The organism is Maribacter sp. C-4077 (genome assembly GCF_055378385.1).
The window spans coordinates 2,415,926-2,439,348 of record NZ_AP038807.1; the positions used below are offsets into that span (position 1 = coordinate 2,415,926).

Below are 23,423 nucleotides of genomic sequence, written 5' to 3' on the forward strand. Positions count from 1 at the left end.
TAGGGATTCATTTATTAATCTATAATACTTTCGATAAAAAGGCCTCTTTTTCATCAGGTTTTCTGTAATACCTTTACATTTGTTATTTAAATTCCCAGAAAATGAGCAAGGAAAAGCAACGAAGGGAGGCATTGGTCTATCACGCCAAACCACAGCCCGGTAAGATTAAAATAGTACCCACAAAACCCTATAGTACGCAGCGCGATCTTGCATTGGCCTACTCCCCTGGAGTAGCGGAGCCTTGTCTCGAAATTGCTAAAAACAAAGAGAACGTCTATAAATACACTTCAAAAGGAAATTTGGTGGCCATTATTTCCAACGGCACCGCTGTCTTGGGATTGGGCAATATTGGGCCGGAAGCCTCCAAGCCCGTAATGGAAGGTAAAGGACTACTCTTTAAGATTTTTGCCGATATAGACGGAATCGATATCGAGGTGGATACGGAGGATGTGGATAAGTTCATCGAAACCGTAAAAATGATTGCCCCAACTTTTGGGGGAATAAACCTTGAAGATATTAAGGCTCCCGAAGCCTTTGAAATCGAGAGAAGGTTAAAGGAGGAACTCGATATCCCCGTAATGCACGATGACCAGCACGGCACGGCCATAATTTCCGCGGCCGCTTTCCTGAACGCCCTCGAACTTGCAAAGAAAAAAATTGAAGACGTAACCATCGTGGTCAGTGGGGCAGGGGCGGCCGCCGTATCCTGTACAAAGCTTTACAAGGCCTTTGGGGCAAGGGCGGAGAACATAGTTATGTTGGATAGCAAGGGGGTTATTAGAAAGGATGCCGAAAACCTTTCGGAAGCCAAGAAGGAATTCGCTACGGATAGAAAAATAGACACTTTAGAGGAAGCGATGGTTGGGGCCGATGTATTTATCGGGCTTTCCATAGCAGATATTGTAACTCCGGAAATGCTACTTTCCATGGCGGACAACCCCATTGTATTTGCCATGGCCAATCCTAATCCGGAAATCAACTATGACCTGGCCATAAAGACCCGAAAGGATATCATCATGGCCACGGGCCGTTCCGATCACCCCAATCAGGTGAACAATGTGCTGGGATTCCCGTTTATTTTTAGGGGCGCTTTGGATGTGCGGGCAACTGGGATCAATGAAGAAATGAAGATGGCGGCCGTAAAGGCCTTGGCCCGACTCACAAAACAGCCCGTACCGGAACAGGTGAATATCGCCTATGGGGAAACCCGACTCACCTTCGGAAGGGACTACATCATCCCAAAACCTTTTGATCAACGATTGATACACGAGATACCACCGGCCGTGGCCAAGGCCGCTATGGATAGTGGTGTGGCCAGGGCACCCATTGAGGATTGGGACAAGTACAGGGAAGAATTGATGCTGCGTTCAGGAAACGATAACAAAGTGGTTCGTTTGTTGCACAGCAGGGCACGATCAAATCCCAAAAAAATCGTTTTTGCCGAAGCGGATCATTTGGATGTCCTAAAAGCGGCACAGATCGTATATGAAGAAGGTATCGCGGAACCAATTCTACTTGGTAGAAAGGATATTATTTTGGAGTTGAAGAAGGAACTGGAATTTGATGCCGATATTCCAATTGTAGATCCTTTATCCGACGAATTTGACGAGCGGCATATTAGATATGCCACAAAGTATTGGGAAAGTAGAAAAAGGAAAGGCACTACCTTGTATAGCGCTAAAATAAAAATGAGGGAGCGGAATTATTTTGGCGCCATGATGGTACTGGAAGGGGATGCGGATGGTATGATTTCAGGATATTCCAGGGCCTATCCTACCGTAGTGAAACCTATTTTGGAGGTAATTGGTAGGGCGACTGGTGTTAAGAGGGTTGCCACAGTAAACATTATGATTACGGAAAGAGGACCGCTTTTTTTGGCGGATACTTCAATAAATATCGACCCAAATGCGGAAGAGTTGGCCGATATTACGCAAATGACCGCCAATGTGGCCACTACCTTTGGGTTTGATCCCGTAATCGCACTTTTGAGCTATGCAAACTTTGGTTCTTCGCCACATCAAAACGCCATAAAGGTGCGTGAGGCGGTACGAATTCTACATCAAAGTAATCAAGATTTAGTGGTCGATGGTGAAATACAAATGGATTTCGCATTGAACAAGGAGCTTCATGAAAGTAAGTTCCCTTTCTCCAAACTGGCGGGCAGAAAGGTAAATACTTTGGTCTTTCCAAATCTTGAATCGGCCAATATAACCTATAAGATGCTGAAGGAATTGAACAAGGCAGATTCCATCGGCCCCATTATGGTGGGATTACGAAAATCTGTACACATAATGCAATTAGGTGCAAGTGTTGAGGAAATAGTGAACATGACGGCCGTTGCGGTCATTGATGCCCAAGAGAGGGAAAAAAGAAAACAGGCTAAAATAACAAAATAAAGGTTTAATAATTACTTGGTCTCTGAGGATATAATTTTCAGCGGATAACAACCAACAACCAAAATAAATGATTCACCATTTAAAGGGGAAATTAATAGAAAAGAACCCTACCCATATAATTGTTGAATGTAACGGGGTGGGCTATTTCGTAAACATATCCTTGCATACTTTTTCAAAATTGCCGGATGCCGAATTGGTGAATATTTATACCCATCTTCAGGTCAAAGAGGATTCCCATACCCTTTTCGGTTTTTCGGAAAAATCGGAACGGGAAATTTTCAGGTTGTTGTTATCCGTTTCTGGGATAGGATCTAGTACGGCCAGAACTATGTTATCCTCAATGTCACCCGTCGAAATCAGGGATGCAATAGCCAATGGGAACGTGCCGGCTATCCAGGCCATAAAGGGCATCGGTGCCAAGACTGCGCAACGTGTCATTCTGGACCTGCGCGACAAGATTTTAAAAGTCTACGATATAGATGAAGTTTCCTTAACTCCAAACAATACAAATAAGGATGAAGCGTTATCTGCTTTAGAGGTTCTGGGTTTTGCTAGAAGACAGGCTGAAAAGGTAGTAGATAAGGTTATTTCCCAAGACCCCTCTTTAAGCGTAGAGAACATTATAAAACTGGCGCTGAAAAATTTATAGCAAGTTTGAAACAAGGGGCATTTAAACAACTTAAAAATTCTTTTAAGGGTATTTTCCTATTCATTGTATTCATTGGCTTTGTGGAACGTTCCATGGCCCAGGAAACGGATGAACAGGAATTGGATTCGGTAAAGACAGGCTACGATCTGGGAAGAATCGTATTGGAGAATCCAGACAGTATCGTTTCCAAATATATTTATGATCCAAATTTGGACCGATATATCTACAATGAAAGTATCGGCGATTTCAATATTGGCTACCCTATAATCCTTACCCCTGATGAATACTATGAACTTGTCCGGAAACAAGGAATCAAAAGTTATTTCAAGGAAAAATCCGATGCGTATTCCGGTAAGAAGGCCGGAAGCGAGGAAGCCCGAAGAAACCTTTTGCCCAACTTTTACATCAACAATGATTTTTTTCAATCGGTTTTTGGCGGGAATACGATTGAGGTAATCCCGCAAGGTTCCGTTGCCATGGATTTGGGTGTCATATGGCAAAAAAATGATAACCCCTCCCTATCGCCTCGTAATAGGACAAACCTGTCCTTTGATTTTGATCAGCGCATCAGTCTAAGTATGTTAGGCAAGATTGGGGAGCGTTTACAGGTAAATGCCAATTATGATACAGAGGCAACTTTCGATTTCCAGAATATCGTAAAGTTGGACTATACCCCAACCGAGGATGATATTTTAAGAAAAATAGAAGTAGGTAACGTCAACATGCCTTTGAACAGCTCCTTAATACAAGGGGCACAAAGTCTTTTTGGGGTAAAGACGCAATTACAGTTTGGTAAAACAACGGTCACCGCCGTTTTTTCAGAACAGCGCTCCCAGAACAATACTGTAGTGGCCCAAGGCGGTGGTACCATCAATGAGTTTTCCTTAACCGCTTTGGATTATGACGAGGACAGGCACTTCTTCTTGGCGCAGTACTTTCGGGATAACTATGACAGGGCTTTGGAAAAGTATCCCTTTATCCAGAGCAAGATACAGATTACCCGTTTGGAAGTTTGGGTCACCAACAGGAGTCAGCAAACATTGAACGTACGTAATGTGGTAGCGTTGCAGGATTTGGGGGAAACTAGGTTTGGAGACCCACTTTCTGATGCAACCGATGAGGAAAAGACTAGAATAGGATTGATTGCAGGGGACGCATCCAGCGGATTTTTTACATCCTCTTTGAACGGTCTACCTAGAAATGGGGCAAATGCCTATGACCCTACTTTGATCACAACAGGTGGAGGCGCGTTGAACGACAATATTCGGGAAATAGCCACGGTCGAGCAAGGCTTTAATTCGGTTGTGGCGGGCTATCAGGCCAATCAAGGGTTTGATTACGCTATTTTGGAAAATGCCCGCAAACTGGAGCAGGGACGGGATTATGATTTCAACACCCAATTGGGATACATTTCCTTGAACCAACGGTTGAGCAACGATGAGGTGTTGGCAGTCGCCTATCAATACACCTTTGACGGTAACGTTTATCAGGTAGGTGAATTTGCTAACGGAGGCGTGGATGCGACCACCATTTCAGGTGGGGCTACGCCCATAATTGAGAACAATACCTTGGTGTTAAAACTTTTGAAAAGTAATATTACCAATGTCAGCGATCCTATTTGGGATTTGATGATGAAGAATATTTATGCCACGGGAGCATTTCGGTTGAGCGAGGATGATTTTAAGATGAATATCCTGTATTCCGATCCTACACCAAGGAACTATATTACTCCAGTGGTACAAGGGCCAGGGTCTGGTTGGCCGGAAGGTCTGGAAGACCGCATCCTTTTGGACGTGTTCAATTTGGACAGATTGAATGTCTATAATGACGTACAGCCTGGCGGGGACGGATTTTTTGATTTCTATCCAGGTATAACGGTGGATATTCAAGGAGGCCGAATCATTTTTACCAAGGTGGAACCTTTTGGGGAGTACCTGTTCGAAACCTTGGACAGCGGTACGGGAGATTACGAAAATGCTGGTTCCTATAATGACAATCAGGAGAAATATGTCTTCAGGGATATGTACGAATCCACCAAGGCGGCAGCGCTACAGGATCCCGAGAAAAACAAGTTCTTGTTAAAGGGTAGATACAAATCCGAGGGGAACAACGGTATTCCCATTGGTGCCTTCAACGTGCCCCGAGGTTCCGTGACGGTTACGGCCGGCGGTAGGCAATTACAGGAAGGAATCGATTATACGGTGAACTATCAGGCAGGAACCGTGCAGATCTTAGATCCAAGTCTGGAAGCTTCCAATGTGCCCATCAATATATCGGTAGAGAACAATGCGGTATTTGGCCAGCAGACAAGACGTTTCACAGGGGTCAATTTGGAACATCAGTTCAACAAAAACTTTGTACTGGGGGGAACATTATTGAATTTGAATGAACGTCCCCTGACCCAAAAGTCGAATTTTGGAATAGAACCTGTAAACAATACCATTTTTGGGCTTAATGGTAATTTTTCGACCGAAGTACCTTGGTTGACCAGAATGGCGAACAAATTACCCAACATCGATACTGATGTGCCTTCCAATGTATCGGTTAGGGCAGAAGTGGCATGGTTAAAGCCCAATTCGCCCAAGAATGCGGATTTCCAAGGGGAAACCACCACCTACCTTGATGATTTTGAAGGGGCCCAAGCCTTGATCGATATCCGGGGTTCCTTGGGGTGGACCTTGGCCAGTACCCCTTTGGAATTTGTGCCCGGCGGGCAGTTGATAGGAACTTCACCGGAAGATCCGGCAAACCTTGAAAACGGCTACGGCCGAGCTAAAATGGCTTGGTATACCATCGACCCTATTTTTTATACGAACCAAAGACCTTCCGCCATTACGGATAACGATATTTCTACCAATCCTACGCGTAGGGTATTCATAGATGAGGTTTTTCCTCAAATAGACATAGCCCAAGGACAGACTACGGTTCAGGGAACTTTGGATATGGCCTATTATCCTAATCAAAAAGGCCCGTATAATAACAATCCGGACTTTCAGGGTACCCAAGCGGATCAAAAATGGGGGGGTATTATGCGTTCCTTGAGCAGTACCAACTTTGAACAGGCCAATGTGGAATTCGTGCAGTTCTGGGTGTTGGACCCGTATGTGGACGGGGAGGCAACAAGTCCCGGGGAGTTGGTGTTGAACTTGGGAAATATATCCGAAGACATTTTACGGGACGGCAAAAAACAATATGAAAATGGATTACCCGGTGTGGAAAGTAATGATTTTGTAGCGCCTACTAGTTGGGGCGAGGTGCCCGCAACCCAATCCTTGGTGTATGCCTTTGATGCGAGCGAAACGAACAGGACCTTACAGGATTTGGGATTTGATGGGTTGAACGATGAAGCCGAAGCCGCCATTTACGATGCCAATCCAGGACCGGATCCGGCCTTGGACAACTATCAGTACTATTTGAACCGGGAGGGCGGTATTTTGGAGCGGTATCTGGATTTTAATAACCCCGATGGAAACTCGCCCGTACAAGTCACCAATACCAATAGGGGGTCTACCACATTGCCCGATGTAGAGGATGTGGACCGGGATTTGACCATGAATACGGTTAATAGTTATTATGAATACCGTATACAAATCAAACCGGGAACGACCATCGATGATAAATATGTAACCGATATCAAAGAAGGCATTACCCCTGAACTTCCCAACGGAACACAATTGAACAGAAGATGGATCCAGTATAAAATACCGCTGACCGATTTTACCGATGCCGTAGGCGGTATAACGGATTTCAGGTCGATCAGTTTCATGCGTATGTATATGACAGGATTCACGGGACCAACCGTACTTCGGTTTGCGACGCTGGATTTGGTACGTGGGGATTGGAGAACATACTTAAAGACATTGCAAGATCCGCTGGTCGATGATAATCCCGCGGACGATGGGACCACCTTGGAGGTTAACACCGTAAATATAGAGGAAAACAGCGGAAGGATTCCTATTCCCTATGTATTGCCTCCAGGTGTTGCCAGGGAGCAATTGAACAACAACAATACCATCATCAGGCAGAACGAGCAGTCTTTATCGTTGGTCGTGGAAGGATTGGAACCTCGAGATTCCAGGGGAGTGTTCAAAAATTTGAACGTCGACATCCGTCAGTATCAAAAGATTAAAATGTTCATGCACGCGGAGAAGATCGTGGATAGCGATTATGCGGACAGTTCCACACCTCTAGTAGGTTTCTTACGTATTGGTACGGACTTTACCCAAAATTATTACCAAATAGAACTACCGTTGCAGTTTACTCCGTTTACAGCGGCTTCGGAGAGTGAAATATGGCCGGATGTCAACGAAATGAATATTGCCTTGAGCGATTTGAACAAGGTGAAGTCGGTTTGGATACAAGGGGGCGATTTGAGCGAGGTGCGCTATTTTGAGGTGGAAAACGGGGAAGTCGTTCCCGTAAACGAGTTTGATGACAGGGCACCGGGTAGCTTGCGTATCGGAATTAAGGGAAATCCGTCCTTGGGTAGTATCCGTAGTATGATGGTAGGTATCAAAAACCAGGATATTTTACCGGCAAGGGGAGAAGTTTGGTTCAACGAACTTCGTTTGGCCGGATTGGACAACAATGGTGGTTGGGCCGCTATAGCCGCTGTAGATGCGAACATGGCAGATTTTGCGAACGTCACGGCAACGGGCAGTAAAAGTACCTCAGGGTTTGGGTCCATTGACCAAATGCCGAACGAAAGGGCCCGGGAGGACGCCACAAGTTATGATGTGGTGACCAATGTAAACGTGGGCCAATTATTGCCCAAGAAATGGGGCATACAATTACCCTTTAATTATGGAATATCGGAGCAGTTGATTACTCCGGAATTCGACCCGGTCTATGATGACTTAAAGTTGAACGATTTAATCGATGCAGCACCAGACCAGCAAACGGCGGATGAAATACGTGAGCAGGCCGAGGACTATACCAAGCGGACCAGCATCAACTTTATAGGGGTTCGAAAAGATCGAGGTGAAGAGGCCGATGCCAATTTCTACGATGTGGAGAACTTTACCTTTAATTACTCCTACAACGAAACGGAGCATCGGGATTTTGAAATTGCGGAACTTAGGGATCAATCCGTTAATGCCGGTTTTGTCTATAACCATAGTTTCGACCCGGTGGAGGTAGCTCCCTTTGCCAAAAAGGATTCCCTGTTTACGGGCAAGTACTGGAAATGGTTAAAGGATTTGAACTTGAACCTGCTACCGGCAAGTTTTTCGGTGAATTCCAATATCAATAGACAGTTCAACGCCCAGCGATTTAGGGACGTACGGGAAGAAGGCGTGGATAGATTACCATTACCGGAGTTACAACAACGGAACTACCTTTTCAATTGGCAGTACGCGGTCAATTACAACCTAACCAAGTCCCTGCGTTTCAATATGACGGCATCGAACAATAACATCGTCCGTAATTATTTTGAAGAAGATGGGAATCCACGGTCTGAAATAGACAAGACCCTTGAACTATGGGACGGCTTTTTTGATTTGGGCGAGCCAAATAGACATTCGCAGCAGATACAGTTGAACTATGAAGTGCCCTTTGCCAAAATACCGGCTTTGGACTTTATCAATGCGCAGTACAGCTACACCAGTAATTTTGATTGGCAACGTGGCGGGGACGCCCTTGCTGAGGTTGCACAGGAAGCATTAAATGATCCCAATGCCCGTATCAATACGGTTCAGAATGCCAACACCCACGCATTGACCGCTTCCTTGACCATGCAGAAGTTCTATGATCTCATCGGCCTGAAGAAGCGGGAGGCCCCAACGGCCCAAAGAGGTGCACCTCCCCGTCCAGGTATCCTGGACCAAGCAGAAAAGGTAGAGGAAAAGGTAAAGCCAAAAACGAGTGGCTTGTTCAATACGGTGGTGGATGTAGTTACGATGGTAAAACGTTTGAACATCAACTACAACGAGAACAATGGAACCGTGCTTCCCGGTTATACCCAGTCAATCGGTTTTATAGGGACTACCAGACCTACGCTCGGTTTTGTTTTGGGTAGCCAGTCGGATGTACGTTACGAGGCCGCCAGAAATGGTTGGTTGACCGCTTTCTCGGATTTTAATGATCAATTCATCCGCAGGACCAACAAGCAATTGAACATTACGGCCACGGCCCAGCCTACTAGGGATATCACCATCGATTTGGTAGCCGATAGGCAGTACTCCAGTAGCATACAGGAGAATTATGATTTGGAAGCCTTGTTGGACAATAGGACCGGACTCCAGAACCAATTGGGCAGTTTTAGTATTTCTACCATGATGATAGGCACAGCCTTTGGCAAGAGTGATGAGTTTGATTCGGCCACATTTGAACAGTTCAAGGAAAACAGGCTTACCATTGCGAATCGGTTGGTATCGGATCGGGGTGAGAATCCTGGCACTCTGGACGAGGATGGATTCCCACAGCGGTACGGAAAGACCCAACAGGATGTATTGTTGCCGGCCTTCTTTGCGGCCTATACAGGTCAGGATGTGAACAGGGTTAACCTGGATGTTTTTAGGCAGATTCCCATTCCCAATTGGAACGTTAAGTATACGGGACTCATGCAGAACAAGTGGTTCAAGAAAAAGTTCAAGCGTTTTTCCATCCAGCATGGGTATAGGGCCTCGTACAGTATCAATTCCTTCCAGACCAATTTGGAGAAGGAGCAATTGATAAATGATGGTATTCCCGCAATTGACACTGAAAATCAGGATGTGCTTCCAGATTTGATTCTGAACAATGTGGTTCTCACCGATCAGTTCAATCCCTTGGTGCGACTGGATTTTGAAATGCAGAATTCCGTTAGTGTATTGGCGGAAGTCCGTACGGACCGTACGCTCTCCTTGAGTTTTGATAACAACCTGATGACGGAAATAAACGGTCAGGAATACACCGTAGGTTTGGGCTATAGGATTAAGGATGTGCAATTTGTGACCAACATAGGAGGGAACAAGACCCGTCTAAAAGGTGATTTGAACTTAAAGGCCGATGTTAGCCTTAGGGACAATATTACGATTATTCGGAATTTGGATATTGACAACAACCAGATTACATCTGGTCAGAATTTATTGTCCATTAAATTTGGAGCGGACTACGCGTTAAGCAAACAATTGAACGTTTTGTTCTTTTACGATCACAACTTCTCACAATTTGCCGTTTCTACGGCCTTCCCGCAGACTACTGTGAATGCCGGGTTTACATTGCGGTATAACTTTGGCAACTAGGCAAACCGAGATATTTAGTAACTGAAATTATTTTTTTGAATTCCTTTAGGGAATCATTTACATTTGTGCCCTATCAAAAATTAGGATTATGAATATACCCGCAGAATTAAAGTATACCAAGGACCACGAATGGGTTAGAATCGAAGGCGATGTTGCTACGGTGGGCATCACGGATTTTGCCCAGGGAGAATTGGGGGACATTGTTTATGTAGAAGTGGATACCTTGGATGAGACTTTGGATAAAGAAGCTATTTTTGGAACCGTTGAGGCAGTAAAAACTGTATCTGATCTTTTTTCTCCCTTGTCCGGAGAAATCATTGAATTCAATACAGCGTTGGAAGATGAACCCGAAGTCGTAAACAAAGACCCCTACGGAGCGGGTTGGATGGTGAAAATAAAATTTTCAGATAGCTCAGAAATAGAGTCACTTTTAAGTGATACCGAGTATAAGGAAGTGATTGGTGCTTAAGAAGCTCTTTTATAAAGTACTTTTTATAAGCTGGATGGTGTTCGTCACTTTTTCCAGCTTATTTTCTTTTGAAGGCATGAAAATGGGATCCTTCGCCCTTAGGATTCCCCATCTTGATAAGCTAGTCCATTTTGTATTTTATTTGGTCATGTTCCTGACAGCATTTTTCGCGGTAAAGGACCAATTTTTGCCAAAGTTGAAATTATGGACCGTACTGTGGGGAGTGCTTTCTTTTACTATTATCTACGGCATGATTATTGAGGTGTTACAGTATACCCTTACCGTAAACAGACAAGGAGATATCATGGATGCTTTGGCCAATTCCATGGGGGCGATTGTAGGATTGATGCTTACAAAAGGCCTTATTTATAAAGGTGGGTCGTTAAAATGAAAATTTTAATTGCATCTTTAAGGATTAATTAATTAAATTAGCAAACACTAAAATGATGAGATATGGAACCTAAAAAGAATCCAAAGGCGGATTTGACTAAAAACAGCAGCTTATACTTTGTTATAGGTCTTTTCGCTGTTATGTTACTTACTTATGTAGCATTTGAATGGAAAACGTACGACGAAGTAAATAATTATGACATCTCCATGAATGTGGATGATTTGTTGGATGAGGAAGTCCCGATGACTGAGCAAATCAAGACACCGCCACCGCCACCGCCACCAGCGGCTCCTGAAATCATTGAAGTTGTGGAAGATGAGGAAGAAGTTGAGGAAACCGTTATCGAGTCTACTGAAACCAGTCAGGAAGAGGAAATCATTGAAGTGGAGGATGTAGTGGTAGAGGAAGAAGTGGAAGATGTGGACGTTCCTTTCGCTGTAATTGAAGATGTACCTATTTTCCCAGGTTGTGAAAATGAAAGCGACAAGAGGGCCTGTTTCAACTCAATGATCCAGAAACACATCAGTAAAAACTTCCGTTATCCAGAAATTGCCCAGGAAATGGGTATACAAGGTAGGGTAAGCGTAATGTTTACAATCCAAAAGGATGGAAGTATTGGTAATATTAGAATGCGTGGGCCGGATAAAAATTTGGAGGCAGAGGCTGCTAGAATCATAGGTAAATTACCTAAAATGACTCCCGGTAAGCAGCGAGGTAGAGCGGTTCGTGTACCTTTTAGTATTCCTATTAACTTTAAGTTACAATAACAAGATATAAAAATCATTTTTAGGTCCGAACTTAGTTCGGACCTTTTTTTTGGGATTGAATCAAATCTTTCAATCAGTATTTGATACAGTTCTAAGTTTTCCTTAAAATCCATATCAGGGTTTGCAGGACAATGATTGTCAGAGTATCTTTGCATTCCAATTTTTGTGTAAGGATGAAGACCGCGGTCCGTATGGCAAAAGACAATACACTGGCAGTGATTTTTGCTGACTTTAAGGAGATTACCAAAGTAAGACTGGCGGTTAGTGTAGTGTTTTCCTCTGTTGCCGGTTATTTTTTAGGTGCCTACGAAGTAACCATTAGCGCTATTTTCTTATTGGCCTTTGGAGGATATTGCATGGTAGGGGCGAGCAATGCTTTTAATCAGGTCATTGAAAGGGATTTGGATGCCTTGATGAAACGGACTAGGAACAGGCCCATACCAGCGGGAAGAGTGTCGGTTTCTATGGCGATGACCATTGCAGTTGCACTTACCCTGTTGGGAATCGTAACTCTATACCTTCTCAATCCTAAAACGGCCATGTTCGGGGCTATTTCTATTTTCCTGTACACAAGTGTATATACCCCTCTAAAGACCAAAACGCCTTTGGCTGTTTTTGTAGGAGCCTTGCCGGGCGCCATTCCTTTTATGTTGGGTTGGGTCGCCGCTACGAACGAATTTGGAATCGAGCCGGGAACCTTGTTCATGATTCAGTTTTTTTGGCAATTTCCCCATTTTTGGGCCTTAGGCTGGATGTTGCACGATGATTACAAAAAAGGGGGTTTTAAAATGTTGCCTACAGGTAAAAAGGATGCGGGTACGGCATTACAGATTATCATGTATACCGTATGGATGATGGTCATATCCGTAATCCCCGTATTTGGGATTACAGGAAGACTGTCCCTTTCCATTCCGGCTGCAATACTCATATTTCTTATGGGCGGGGTAATGTTGTTTTTTGCGTTTAGGCTGTATATCAAAAGGGATACGGCAACCGCTAGAAAACTAATGTTGGCAAGTGTAAGCTATATTACACTAATGCAAATAATATATGTAATCGATAAATTTATTTAGTCTGATATGGATTTGACCACGGGTACTGAAAAGGAAAAAAGGGACCGTTCCAAAAAGATGATTCTTTGGTTCGGGATGGTGAGCCTGTTGATGGGTTTTGCTGGATGGACCAGTGCGTATATTGTTAGTAGCTCCCGAGAAGATTGGGTGAGCAGCCTCCATCTTCCTTCGGCTTTTTATGTAAGTACGTCCATAATCATCACCAGTAGTGTCACCTATATATTTGCAAAAAATGCGGTAAAGCAAGGTAATGGTAAAAGGGGCACCACTTGGCTATTGGCAACGTTGGCCTTAGGTATCGCTTTTATAATTATGCAGTTCTATGGGTTTTCCCGGATGGTGGCCGAGGGCTATTATTTTACGGGGCCCACAAGTAACATTAAGATGTCCTATGTGTTTCTAATAGCCATGGTGCATATTGTCCATGTAGTGGCGGGCCTTATTTCCCTTTTGGTGGTTTTGTACAATCAATACAAAGGGAAATATTCAAAAGATGAATATTTGGGAATTACCTTGGGTGCCACTTTTTGGCACTTTTTGGACCTGCTATGGATTTACCTTTTGTTGTTTATGATCTTCGTAAAATAATATTTTGAAACAAAATTGGTTTTGAATCTGATTCAAGCTTTTATATAGCTGAAAAAAATGTAAATTTGCCAATGTTTTATTAAAACGATTTATAAATCTATGGATACGACAGTTACTACGGAAATTAAAGAAAGCGTGTGGGGAGGTGGCAATAGGCCTTTGGGCGCTAGCTACGGGAAGTTGATGATGTGGTTCTTTCTGGTTTCGGATGCGCTTACTTTTTCTGGTTTTTTGGCGGCATATGGTTTTTCCCGCTTTAAGTTTATGGAAACCTGGCCCATTGCGGACGAAGTATTTACGCACGTTCCTTTTTTCCATGGTAATTACCCAATGATTTATGTTGCCTTCATGACCTTTATTTTGATCATGTCTTCCGTAACCATGGTTTTGGCCGTGGATGCAGGTCATAGAATGAAGAAAAATGCGGTTATATGGTATATGTTCGCAACGATTATTGGAGGTGCCATATTCGTAGGTTCACAAGCTTGGGAATGGGCGACCTTTATAAAAGGGGATTATGGTGCTATTGAGACCAAGGGTGGCCGAATTTTACAGTTTGTGGACGCCGAAACGGGAAAAAGGGTTGCTTTGGCCGATTTCGCCAAAAGTATTGCAAGCGAGCGTGTCGCCCATGAGGAAAGTAATGGTATCTGGTTCTATGGAGAAGGGACTATGCCAAGTTTCACTGTAAATGAAGTAATTGAAGGATTTAAGGCGAATCCCGGTTTGGCGATTAAAACGGAAACAATTAATGAAGAAGGTGAGAAAGTTGTTTTAAGCCGACAGGAATCCCTTTCAAAATTGGCCGATGCCTCCCAAGTTGTAGAAGGTGCCAATTTGATTCACAACGAATACGGTAGCCGTCTCTTTGCCGATTTCTTTTTCTTCATTACGGGCTTTCATGGCTTTCACGTATTCTCTGGCGTAGTTATTAACCTTATCATTTTCTTCAATGTCATTTTGGGAACCTATGAAAGAAGGGGACACTATGAAATGGTAGAAAAAGTTGGTCTGTATTGGCACTTTGTAGATTTGGTTTGGGTATTCGTATTTACCTTCTTTTATTTGGTTTAAAAATTTTCAGGTTAAGTTTAGATAGATATTATGGCACACGAACATAAATTAGAGATTTTTAGGGGGTTATGGAAGTTTAAGTCCAATACCCAGAAAATTTGGGGCGTTTTGGCATTTCTTACTCTTGTGACTGCGGTAGAAGTTGTTTTGGGTATTTTCAAACCTGAGTTTTTAACCGACACCTACGTACTTGGTATGAAATTGTTAAACTGGATTTTTATCATCCTGACCTTGGTAAAAGCTTATTACATCTCTTGGGATTTTATGCACCTAAGAGACGAAAAAAGTGCTTTGAGAAGAGCCATTGTTTGGACACCCGTTTTTTTGGTCCTTTATCTGGCTTTCATTTTATTGGTAGAGGGGAATTATGTGTTCGATGTGTACAAGGATGGATTTGTAAAATGGAACTTCTAACGATTGCCTTAGAATTTAATTAACAAAATTGAAAGACGGTTTGCCAACCGTCTTTTTTATTTTTGTATTGTTTTCAAAATGGGTTTTACCCAAATTATGCATTAGGACATCGTCATGAGTGTTCAAAATACAATAAACAGAGGTGTTTTCTTAATTTTAGCATAGCATCGCTATGGTTAAATTAAAAAACAGCTAAAACAGCGTGTGTTTGAAGTAGTTTGAAGCCGTAATAGATTTTCTATTGCATATTTTGGGTTTAACCAATGGTTCACCTAACATAAGATCTGTTTATATCGGTTGCATGAAAAAGACTTTTGTTCTTGTTGTGTTGTTCGTTTTACCCATCGTGGCCTATTTGTTCTTTGCCAGCGGGGTCACCAATTTTGGTAGGTTGCCATCACTTAAGGAGGGTATCATGGAAATCCCGCTAAATAGTGGAAATCCCATGTTTTCGGAAAAAATCTCCGTATTGGGCTTTTTAGGTAAAAATGTTGAGGGTAGAAAGGGTAATGCCTTCAATTTGAACCAGAAAATTTATAAACGTTTCCATGAGTTCGATGATTTTCAGTTTTTAATGGTTGTCCCTAAAGGAACCGAAGTAGCGGTTTCAAATTTAAAAAAGGAGCTGTCCAACTTGGATGAAACTGATAAGTGGAATTTCGCTTTTTTGGACGATCAAGACATTACACGTTTATTCGAAAGTTTGGGAACGGATAAAAAACTTGAAAGCGATCTTAGTTCTCCATTTGTGTTTATAGTGGACAAGCAGTTACATCTGAGAGGAAGGAACAATGATGAGGACGAGGGCTTTAAATATGGGTATAACACCGCTTCTGTTGCCGATTTGAACAATAAGATGGTCGATGATGTAAAGATTATCTTGGCGGAATACAGGATGGCCAGAAAGGAAAACAACCTACAGGGAAAAAACTAATGAACAAAAAATATACCTACGTTTGGGTTTCGCTTATCATACTGATATTCGGGATAATATTTATCCCTAAAATTGTCAATAGATTAAAATCAGGCGATGTGGTGGAAAATGATCGCATGAATACCGCTTCGGCAGAGGGAACCTTAGGGTATGTATTATTGAACGGTGAAAAGCGTAAGGTGCCTTCCTTTCAATTTATAAATCAGGATAGTTTGGTAATAACCGATAAGGACTATTTGGGAAAGGTATTCGTTGTCGACTTCTTTTTCACAAGATGTCCCAGTATCTGTCCAATTATGACCAAAAACTTGGTCGTATTACAGAATGAATTTCAGCAAAATGAAAACTTTGGTATAGCCTCGTTTAGTATCACCCCAGATTTCGATACGCCACAGGTATTAAAGGAATATGCCGAAAAGTATGGCATTACCCATATGGATTGGCATTTAATGACCGGAAACAAGGAAGCGATTTATGACTTGGCCAATAGCGGATTCAATATCTTTGCAGCTGAAATGCCCGATGCCCCAGGTGGATTTGAACATTCCGGGTTGTTCGCACTAATCGATAAGGAGGGATATATACGCTCCAGAAAAGATGCCTTTGGAAACCCTATTGTGTATTACCGTGGTGCAATTACTGAAGCCATGGGGGAAAATAGCGAAGGAGAAAAGGAACAGATGAGTATTTTGAAGGAGGACATAAAACGATTATTGGAGGAGTAACATGGAGAATAATATCGCACTTAAGGAGAAAAAATTTAATAGGATGATTACCGTTGTATCTGTGGTGATTCCTATTGTGGTAGCATTGCTTTTTGGGATTAAAATTCCCAATGTGGCCCCGTTAAAATTTCTGCCACCCATTTATGCGACCATAAACGGACTTACGGCAGTATTGCTCGTTGTGGCCGTTTGGGCGATAAAAAATGGCAAACAGTCCCTTCACCAAAAGCTAATGACAACCAATATTGGATTGTCGCTTATTTTCTTGGTCATGTATATTCTGTATCATATGACTTCGGACTCAACACCTTATGGGGGAGAAGGTGTACTTTCCTATGTTTATTATTTTATATTGATTACCCATATTATATTATCCATTGCCCTGATTCCCTTGGTATTAAGGACCTATGCCAAAGCATATTTGGGTCGTTTTGAGGACCATAGAATATTGGCCAAATATACATTTCCGATTTGGTTATATGTTGCCGTCACCGGTGTTGTGGTGTATCTGATGATTTCCCCTTATTATACTTCCTAATTTCAATAAAGGCTTTCCATGGAACCGCATAGACATATAAATTTGACAAAAACCAGTATCAAGGCCCTCTTTGTTATTTTGGTGATTGGATTGGCACTTTTCCCTTCACAACTGGAGGCCCAATGTGCCATGTGCCGTGCCGTACTGGAAAGTGAGGAATCTGGGACGGCGGCAGAAGGCATCAATAACGGTATCGTGTATCTTATGGCGATTCCCTATGTGCTTGTAGCGGGCGTATTCTATTTTGTATATCGCAAAATGCGTTCTTAACTCAATTTTAAGGATTTAACATTTTTTTTGGTTCTATTGTGTAACATTGTAGGTATTCTATAGTCTTATCCATAGTAATACTTGTATTACGTTCATCAATCAAAACTAATCAACATGTTCGACTTAGAACGATGGCAGGAAATTTTCGATACTATTCGAAAAAACAAGCTTCGTACCTTTCTAACGGGACTTTCCGTAGCTTCGGGCATATTCATCCTCGTAATCTTATTGGGATTTGGTCAAGGCATGCAAAATGGCATTGACAATGAGTTTAAGGGCGATGCTGCTACCAGTATCTGGGTTTGGCCACAACGCACGACCATGGAGTATAAAGGTCTGAATCCCGGTCGGCGGATCCAACTTAGAAACGAAAACTACGAGACGGTCTCAAAAGTTTTCGATCAAGATTTTGAAAAAGCTTCCGTTTTGTATTTTCCAAACGATGTTCAAGTAGTCTATAACAATGATCTACTGGTATACAATGTGGCCGGTACCAATGGAGACCTTCAGGTAATCGAGAACGAATTTTTATCGGAGGGAAGGTATATCAACGAAAAGGATGTTCGGGAAAATGCCAAGGTTGCGGTAATCAGCAACAAAATTAAAAGAGAGGTATTCTCAAATTTGGAAACTCCTGTTGGGGAGTACATCATGATTTCAGGTGCCGGTTTTAAGATTGTGGGTGTATACGGAGAGTACGGTAGGAATGAAAGTGAAGAGGAGCGAATATTTATTCCGGTAACGACCGCACAATTGGCCTTTAATGGTGCGGATAAGATCAATAACCTGAATTTTATGCTTCCGGAAATGGATTCTTTTGAAGAGACCGTTGCCATGAACGATACCTTTACGACCAAGTTATTGGAATATCTAAAATTGTACCACGGTGTGGCCCCTGAAGATGACCGCGCCATACGGCTATACAATCCCATACAGGAGGCCAAACGATTCTATACCTTGGGAAAGGCCATTGAGCTCTTCTTTTGGGCCGTAGGGTTTTTGACATTGATCGCAGGTGTGGTCAGTGTAAGCAATATTATGTTAATCGTGGTTAAGGAACGCACCCGCGAAATTGGGATTCGGAAGGCACTGGGTGCCAAACCTTGGTCCATTGTTGGGATGATCATGCACGAGGCCATATTTGTTACTGCCGTGGCAGGATGCACAGGGCTTATTTTTAGCATGGCTTTGTTGGAATTTGTTGGGCCAAACATTGAGGTGGATTATGTTATGAATCCTTCCGTGGACTTTAATGTGGCATTATCTACGGTGATCCTATTAATTTTTGCCGGGGCAATCGCGGGTTTCTTTCCGGCATGGAAGGCGGTGAACGTACAGGTAATCGAAGCATTACGGGATGATTAGGATGATGGGAAATCAATTAAATAATATTCAGGGAATTTATGTTCAATAAAGATCGTTGGAACGAAATTCTGGAGGTAATGTCCAGTAATGTGGTACGGACCATTGCTACGGCTTTTGGTGTGGGCTGGGGTATCTTTATCCTCATTATATTATTGGCGGCTGGGAAAGGACTGGAGAATGGTATACGGCAGGACTTCAACGGAGTGGCCACCAACACCATGTTCATGTGGACCGAAACGACTTCCATGGCCTATGCCGGGCTACCTGAAGGGCGGACATTCAATTTTAAACTGAGCGATGTAGAACTGCTCCGTCAAAACATTCCGGAACTACGGATTATTTCCCCGCGAAACAGCATACGCTTGGAAGAAGGGGACAATGTGGTACGGGGGACGGAGACCGGGAGGTATCGGGTCTTTGGCGATTACCCAGAAATTATCGAGCAAAATCCCATGTACGTTGCCCACGGGCGTTTCTTTAACCATAACGACATCAAGGAAAAAAGAAAGGTCGTGGTCATAGGGAACCGCATTCGGGAGGAACTTTATGAGGAGGACGAAGAGGTGCTGGGTACCTATCTTAAGATAAGTGGCATCAATTTTATGGTCGTTGGCACCTACAAGGAAAAAACGAGCAACGGGGGAGGAGAGAACAGTGAACGCCAGATTTTTATGCCATTTACAACTTTTTCCCAAGCATTCAACCGTGCGGATAACGTGGGGTGGATGGCCATAACGGCCAGAGACGGTAGCTCTATCAGTAATCTCACCGAGAAAATCGTTAATACCGTAAAACAAAGTCGAAAGGTGCACCCCAAGGATGAACGGGCCATTGGTTTTTTTGATCTGTACGAACAGTTTAATCGGGTGCAGAGTTTGTTCGGTGCCTTAAGGTTTGTGGCGTATTTCGTTGGGATTTTGGTTTTGATATCGGGAATTATCGGGGTAAGTAATATTATGTTGATTGTCATCAAGGAACGGACCAAGGAAATTGGAATTAGACGCGCTTTAGGGGAGAATCCATGGTCCATACGTTTGCAAATACTCATGGAATCGGTCTTTTTGACCATTATGTCAGGAATGATCGGGATTATTTTTGGGGCACTCATTATTTACGGCATAAATATTTTGTTGGACTCCGTGGGCCCTGTGGATATGTTCTTGAACCCAAGTGTTAGTCTAGGCGTGGTGGTGAGTGCCTTATTGATTTTGGTAGTATCGGGATTGTTGGCAGGTTTTTTACCGGCCAATAGTGCCATTAAGGTAAGGCCCATAGAGGCATTGAGGACGGAATAATTAAAATGATCAAAAAGTTAAAACTGATTTTAGGAATTTTAGCGGTTATTCTATTTGTAATAATCAGGCTTTCCTGTAATCATCAATCATAAATAATACAAAACCAATCAACATGAAGAAATCGGTCACAATTAGTATACTTGCTTTAATCGTGGTACTTTTCGGTGGTGCCATGTACTACCTTTATCAAAAGAATTCAGAAGACCCCGTGGTGTATGAAACGGATACCCCTTCCAAGCAAACGATCGTTCGGAAAACGATGGCCACCGGGAGTATACTTCCTTTGGAGGAAGTGCTCATAAAACCGAATATTTCCGGCGTAATCGAGGAAGTATATGTGGAAGGTGGCGATTATGTCAAGACTGGCGATTTGTTGGCCAAAATAAAGGTGGTGCCAAATTTAAGTGCGGTAAACGATGCCCGCGATGCCATCGATAGGGCAAAAATAGACTTGGACGATCAGCGAAGAAATCTGGACAGACAACGAACATTGTTCGAAAAAGGCGTAGTTTCTAAAACCGACTTGGAACGTGCGGAGGTAGCACATGACCAGGCTAAACAAACCTACAATGCGGCCATGAAACGGCTGGACATCATCAAAACGGGTACCGCCAGCGGATATGGGAACGAGGCCAATACCTTAATTCGGTCTACCGTTACGGGAATGGTGTTAGACGTACCTGTTGAGAAAGGGAATCAGGTCATTGAGAGCAACAATTTTAACGAAGGAACCACGATTGCCGCGATTGCCGATGTGGAGAAGATGATTTTTGAAGGCAAGGTCGATGAATCCGAAGTGGGAAAGATTAAGGAAGACCTACCCTTGGAAATTACGGTGGGCGCTATTGAAAACCAAGTGTTCGATGCCGTTTTGGATTACATAGCACCAAAAGGCAAGGAGGAAAACGGGGCCATTCAATTTGAAATTAAGGGCACCTTGAAAAAGCAGGATACTACCTTTATAAGAGCGGGTCTAAGTGCAAACGCCTCCATTATTTTGGCCAGGGCAGATAGTGTTTTGGCGATTAAGGAAGCCTTGGTCCAGTTTGATGATAAGACCAAGAATCCTTTTGTGGAAATTGCTACGGGTGAACAACAGTTTGAACGAAGGGATATTGAATTGGGGATCAGTGACGGTATTTACGTGGAGGTGAAGTCCGGTATCACCGAGGAAGCCAAAATCAAGGTCTGGAACGAAATAGAAAAAGATGAACTGGCACAAAACTAAATAATGGGGAGATATTTTATTTTTTCCTGTAACAAAATCAGCGAACTTAAGTCTAACCAGTAGATCTTACTAGATTAAAGGTCTAAAACCAAAACCAACATGATTGAAATTAAAAATCTTCATAAGTCCTATAAAATGGGCAAAAACTCCCTGCACGTGCTCAAAGGAATCAATTTCTCAGTCGAAGAAGGAGAATTGGTCGCCATTATGGGATCGTCAGGTTCGGGAAAATCCACCTTGTTAAATATCCTTGGGATGTTGGACGAGTTGGACGAGGGTACCTACACCCTTGATGGTGTGCCCATCAAAAATTTGAACGAGACGAAAGCGGCCCAATATAGAAACAAGTTCTTGGGGTTTATCTTTCAGTCCTTCAACTTGATAAACTATAAAAGCGCTGCGGAGAATGTGGCCTTGCCCTTGTATTACCAAAGGGTAGGAAGGAAGGAACGACAGGAGAAAGCATTGAAATATCTAGAACAAGTGGGCCTTAAACAATGGGCGACGCACTTGCCCAGCGAGCTTTCCGGTGGACAGAAACAGCGCGTGGCCATTGCCAGGGCCATGGCCGCGGAACCAAAAGTATTATTGGCGGATGAGCCTACAGGAGCTTTGGATAGTAAGACTTCTTATGAAGTAATGGACCTTATCCAGAAAATCAACGATCAGGGCAATACCATTTTGGTGGTGACCCATGAGGAGGATATCGCCCATATGTGCAAACGAATCGTGCATCTAAAGGACGGTGTCATCGTAGAGGATAAAAAGGTGGAACAGGTAAGGGCCGAACAATATGTTTAGTAGGGACAACTGGAAGGAAATATTCGAGACCATACAGAAAAACAAGTTAAGGACCTTCCTTTCCGGGTTTACTGTGGCCTTGGGTATCTTGATATTCGTTGTACTTTATGGTTTTGGAAACGGACTTATTAACACCTTCAACGAATTTTTTGAGGATGATGCCACGAACACATTTTTTGTGTTTCCGGGTAGAACTTCAAAACCCTACAAAGGATATAAATCCAACAGGCAAATAGAGTTCGATAATACCGATTTAGCCGATATTGAGGAGTCTTTCCCGCTGTTTTTGGAATATATTTCACCCAGGGTGGATCGTAGCGGTATGGTAAAATATAAAAACGAATCGAACAATTACACGACCCGGGGTGTGAGTGATGCTTACCAGTTTGCGGAAAAGACCGTCATAATGAAAGGTAGGTACCTCAATCGAGTGGACATAGAGGAAAAGGCCAAATACGCAGTGATAGGTAGGTTGGTGGAGCAGGATTTGTTCAAAAATGAAAATGCGCTAGGAAAATATATTGATATTACGGGAAGTGCCTTTAAAGTAATAGGGGTTTTTCAGGATGAAGCTGGGGACGATGAGGAACGAAGGATATACATACCTTATACTACAAGACAATTGATAGAAAAAAATACAGATAAGGTAGACCAAATCGTGATTGGCTTCAAAACCGAAATAGGATATGCCGGGGCCATGACTTTTGAGCGGAAGTTGGGGGACTTTTTGAGGGAGAAAAAATTCATTGACCCAAACGATGAAAGAGGTTTCTTTATCAGAAATGTGGCGGATCAGTTGAAGCAGAACCAACAATTTGCCGGGGTATTGCAAATCATCGTTGCATTTGTGGCATTTGGGACTATCATTGCCGGGATAATTGGAATCAGTAACATTATGGTGTTTGTGGTCAAGGAACGCACCAAGGAAATAGGTATTCGTAAGGCCTTGGGCGCAACCCCTAGATCCGTTATAAGTACTATACTTTTGGAGTCGGTTTTCATTACTACCATTTCGGGTATTTTCGGGATGATTGTAGGGGTGGCCATGTTAAGTTCCTTGGGGGATACCCTGGAGGACTATTTCATAACAAATCCATTCATTAATATGGGAACCGCTATATTTTCGACCATTGTCCTGATTTTCTTTGGAGGTTTGGCCGGATATATACCCGCTAGAAGGGCGGCAAGAATAAAACCAATTGTGGCACTAAGGGACGAATGAT

The 23,423-nt window shown here is 43.0% G+C and carries 19 protein-coding genes; all 19 read left to right on the plus strand.

The window, feature by feature from the left end:
* Positions 1–101: 101 nt before the first annotated feature.
* Positions 102–2,396, plus strand: a complete 2,295-nt coding sequence (locus tag ACZ41C_RS10345; RefSeq protein ID WP_138258766.1) for an NADP-dependent malic enzyme — start codon at positions 102–104, stop codon at positions 2,394–2,396.
* Between the two features lie 67 nt (positions 2,397–2,463).
* A complete protein-coding gene (gene ruvA, locus ACZ41C_RS10350) occupies positions 2,464–3,045 on the plus strand; it encodes a Holliday junction branch migration protein RuvA (RefSeq protein WP_138258765.1) in 582 nt (193 codons plus the stop codon).
* 5 nt (positions 3,046–3,050) lie between these two features.
* Positions 3,051–10,268 (plus strand): T9SS outer membrane translocon Sov/SprA, encoded by a 7,218-nt coding sequence (gene sov / locus ACZ41C_RS10355; RefSeq protein WP_464561214.1) that lies wholly within the window; start codon positions 3,051–3,053, stop codon positions 10,266–10,268.
* An 88-nt stretch (positions 10,269–10,356) separates the two neighbouring features.
* Complete coding sequence (gene gcvH / locus ACZ41C_RS10360) at positions 10,357–10,737, plus strand: glycine cleavage system protein GcvH (RefSeq protein WP_138258763.1); 381 nt, start codon at positions 10,357–10,359, stop codon at positions 10,735–10,737.
* Between the two features lie 34 nt (positions 10,738–10,771).
* A complete protein-coding gene (locus tag ACZ41C_RS10365) occupies positions 10,772–11,128 on the plus strand; it encodes a VanZ family protein (protein ID WP_262710140.1) in 357 nt (118 codons plus the stop codon).
* Between the two features lie 62 nt (positions 11,129–11,190).
* Positions 11,191–11,895, plus strand: a complete 705-nt coding sequence (locus ACZ41C_RS10370; RefSeq protein WP_138258761.1) for an energy transducer TonB — start codon at positions 11,191–11,193, stop codon at positions 11,893–11,895.
* A gap of 173 nt (positions 11,896–12,068) precedes the next feature.
* The gene (gene cyoE / locus ACZ41C_RS10375; RefSeq protein WP_464561216.1) at positions 12,069–12,968 is read left to right on the plus strand and encodes a heme o synthase; all 900 of its coding nucleotides are present in this window, start codon (positions 12,069–12,071) and stop codon (positions 12,966–12,968) included.
* Between the two features lie 6 nt (positions 12,969–12,974).
* The gene (locus ACZ41C_RS10380) at positions 12,975–13,556 is read left to right on the plus strand and encodes a cytochrome c oxidase subunit 3 (RefSeq protein ID WP_464561218.1); all 582 of its coding nucleotides are present in this window, start codon (positions 12,975–12,977) and stop codon (positions 13,554–13,556) included.
* A gap of 99 nt (positions 13,557–13,655) precedes the next feature.
* Complete coding sequence (locus ACZ41C_RS10385) at positions 13,656–14,630, plus strand: cytochrome c oxidase subunit 3 (RefSeq protein WP_138258758.1); 975 nt, start codon at positions 13,656–13,658, stop codon at positions 14,628–14,630.
* Between the two features lie 30 nt (positions 14,631–14,660).
* Positions 14,661–15,044, plus strand: a complete 384-nt coding sequence (locus ACZ41C_RS10390; RefSeq protein ID WP_154917149.1) for a cytochrome C oxidase subunit IV family protein — start codon at positions 14,661–14,663, stop codon at positions 15,042–15,044.
* A 301-nt stretch (positions 15,045–15,345) separates the two neighbouring features.
* Positions 15,346–15,978, plus strand: coding sequence for a hypothetical protein (locus ACZ41C_RS10395; RefSeq protein ID WP_138258756.1), 633 nt, complete (start codon positions 15,346–15,348; stop codon positions 15,976–15,978).
* Positions 15,978–16,703 carry an SCO family protein gene (locus ACZ41C_RS10400; protein WP_464561221.1) on the plus strand — a complete coding sequence of 242 codons (726 nt, stop codon included), beginning with the start codon at positions 15,978–15,980 and terminating at the stop codon, positions 16,701–16,703. Before ACZ41C_RS10395 ends, ACZ41C_RS10400 begins: the two co-directional genes overlap by 1 nt.
* A 1-nt stretch (position 16,704) precedes the next feature.
* Positions 16,705–17,241, plus strand: a complete 537-nt coding sequence (locus ACZ41C_RS10405; protein WP_464561223.1) for a DUF420 domain-containing protein — start codon at positions 16,705–16,707, stop codon at positions 17,239–17,241.
* Between the two features lie 18 nt (positions 17,242–17,259).
* Positions 17,260–17,511, plus strand: a complete 252-nt coding sequence (locus ACZ41C_RS10410; protein WP_464561225.1) for a hypothetical protein — start codon at positions 17,260–17,262, stop codon at positions 17,509–17,511.
* Positions 17,512–17,625: 114 nt separating this feature from the next.
* Positions 17,626–18,876, plus strand: coding sequence for an ABC transporter permease (locus tag ACZ41C_RS10415; protein WP_464561227.1), 1,251 nt, complete (start codon positions 17,626–17,628; stop codon positions 18,874–18,876).
* Between the two features lie 38 nt (positions 18,877–18,914).
* Entirely contained in the window at positions 18,915–20,171 is a 1,257-nt protein-coding gene (locus ACZ41C_RS10420; protein WP_464561229.1) for an ABC transporter permease, read from the plus strand.
* A gap of 112 nt (positions 20,172–20,283) precedes the next feature.
* The gene (locus tag ACZ41C_RS10425) at positions 20,284–21,399 is read left to right on the plus strand and encodes an efflux RND transporter periplasmic adaptor subunit (RefSeq protein WP_138258751.1); all 1,116 of its coding nucleotides are present in this window, start codon (positions 20,284–20,286) and stop codon (positions 21,397–21,399) included.
* 99 nt (positions 21,400–21,498) lie between these two features.
* Positions 21,499–22,200: an ABC transporter ATP-binding protein gene (locus ACZ41C_RS10430; RefSeq protein WP_138258750.1), complete on the plus strand. Its 702-nt coding sequence runs from the start codon at positions 21,499–21,501 to the stop codon at positions 22,198–22,200.
* Complete coding sequence (locus ACZ41C_RS10435; RefSeq protein WP_138258749.1) at positions 22,193–23,422, plus strand: ABC transporter permease; 1,230 nt, start codon at positions 22,193–22,195, stop codon at positions 23,420–23,422. The genes ACZ41C_RS10430 and ACZ41C_RS10435 overlap by 8 nt, the downstream gene beginning before the upstream one ends.
* The last annotated feature ends 1 nt before the right edge of the window (position 23,423 follow it).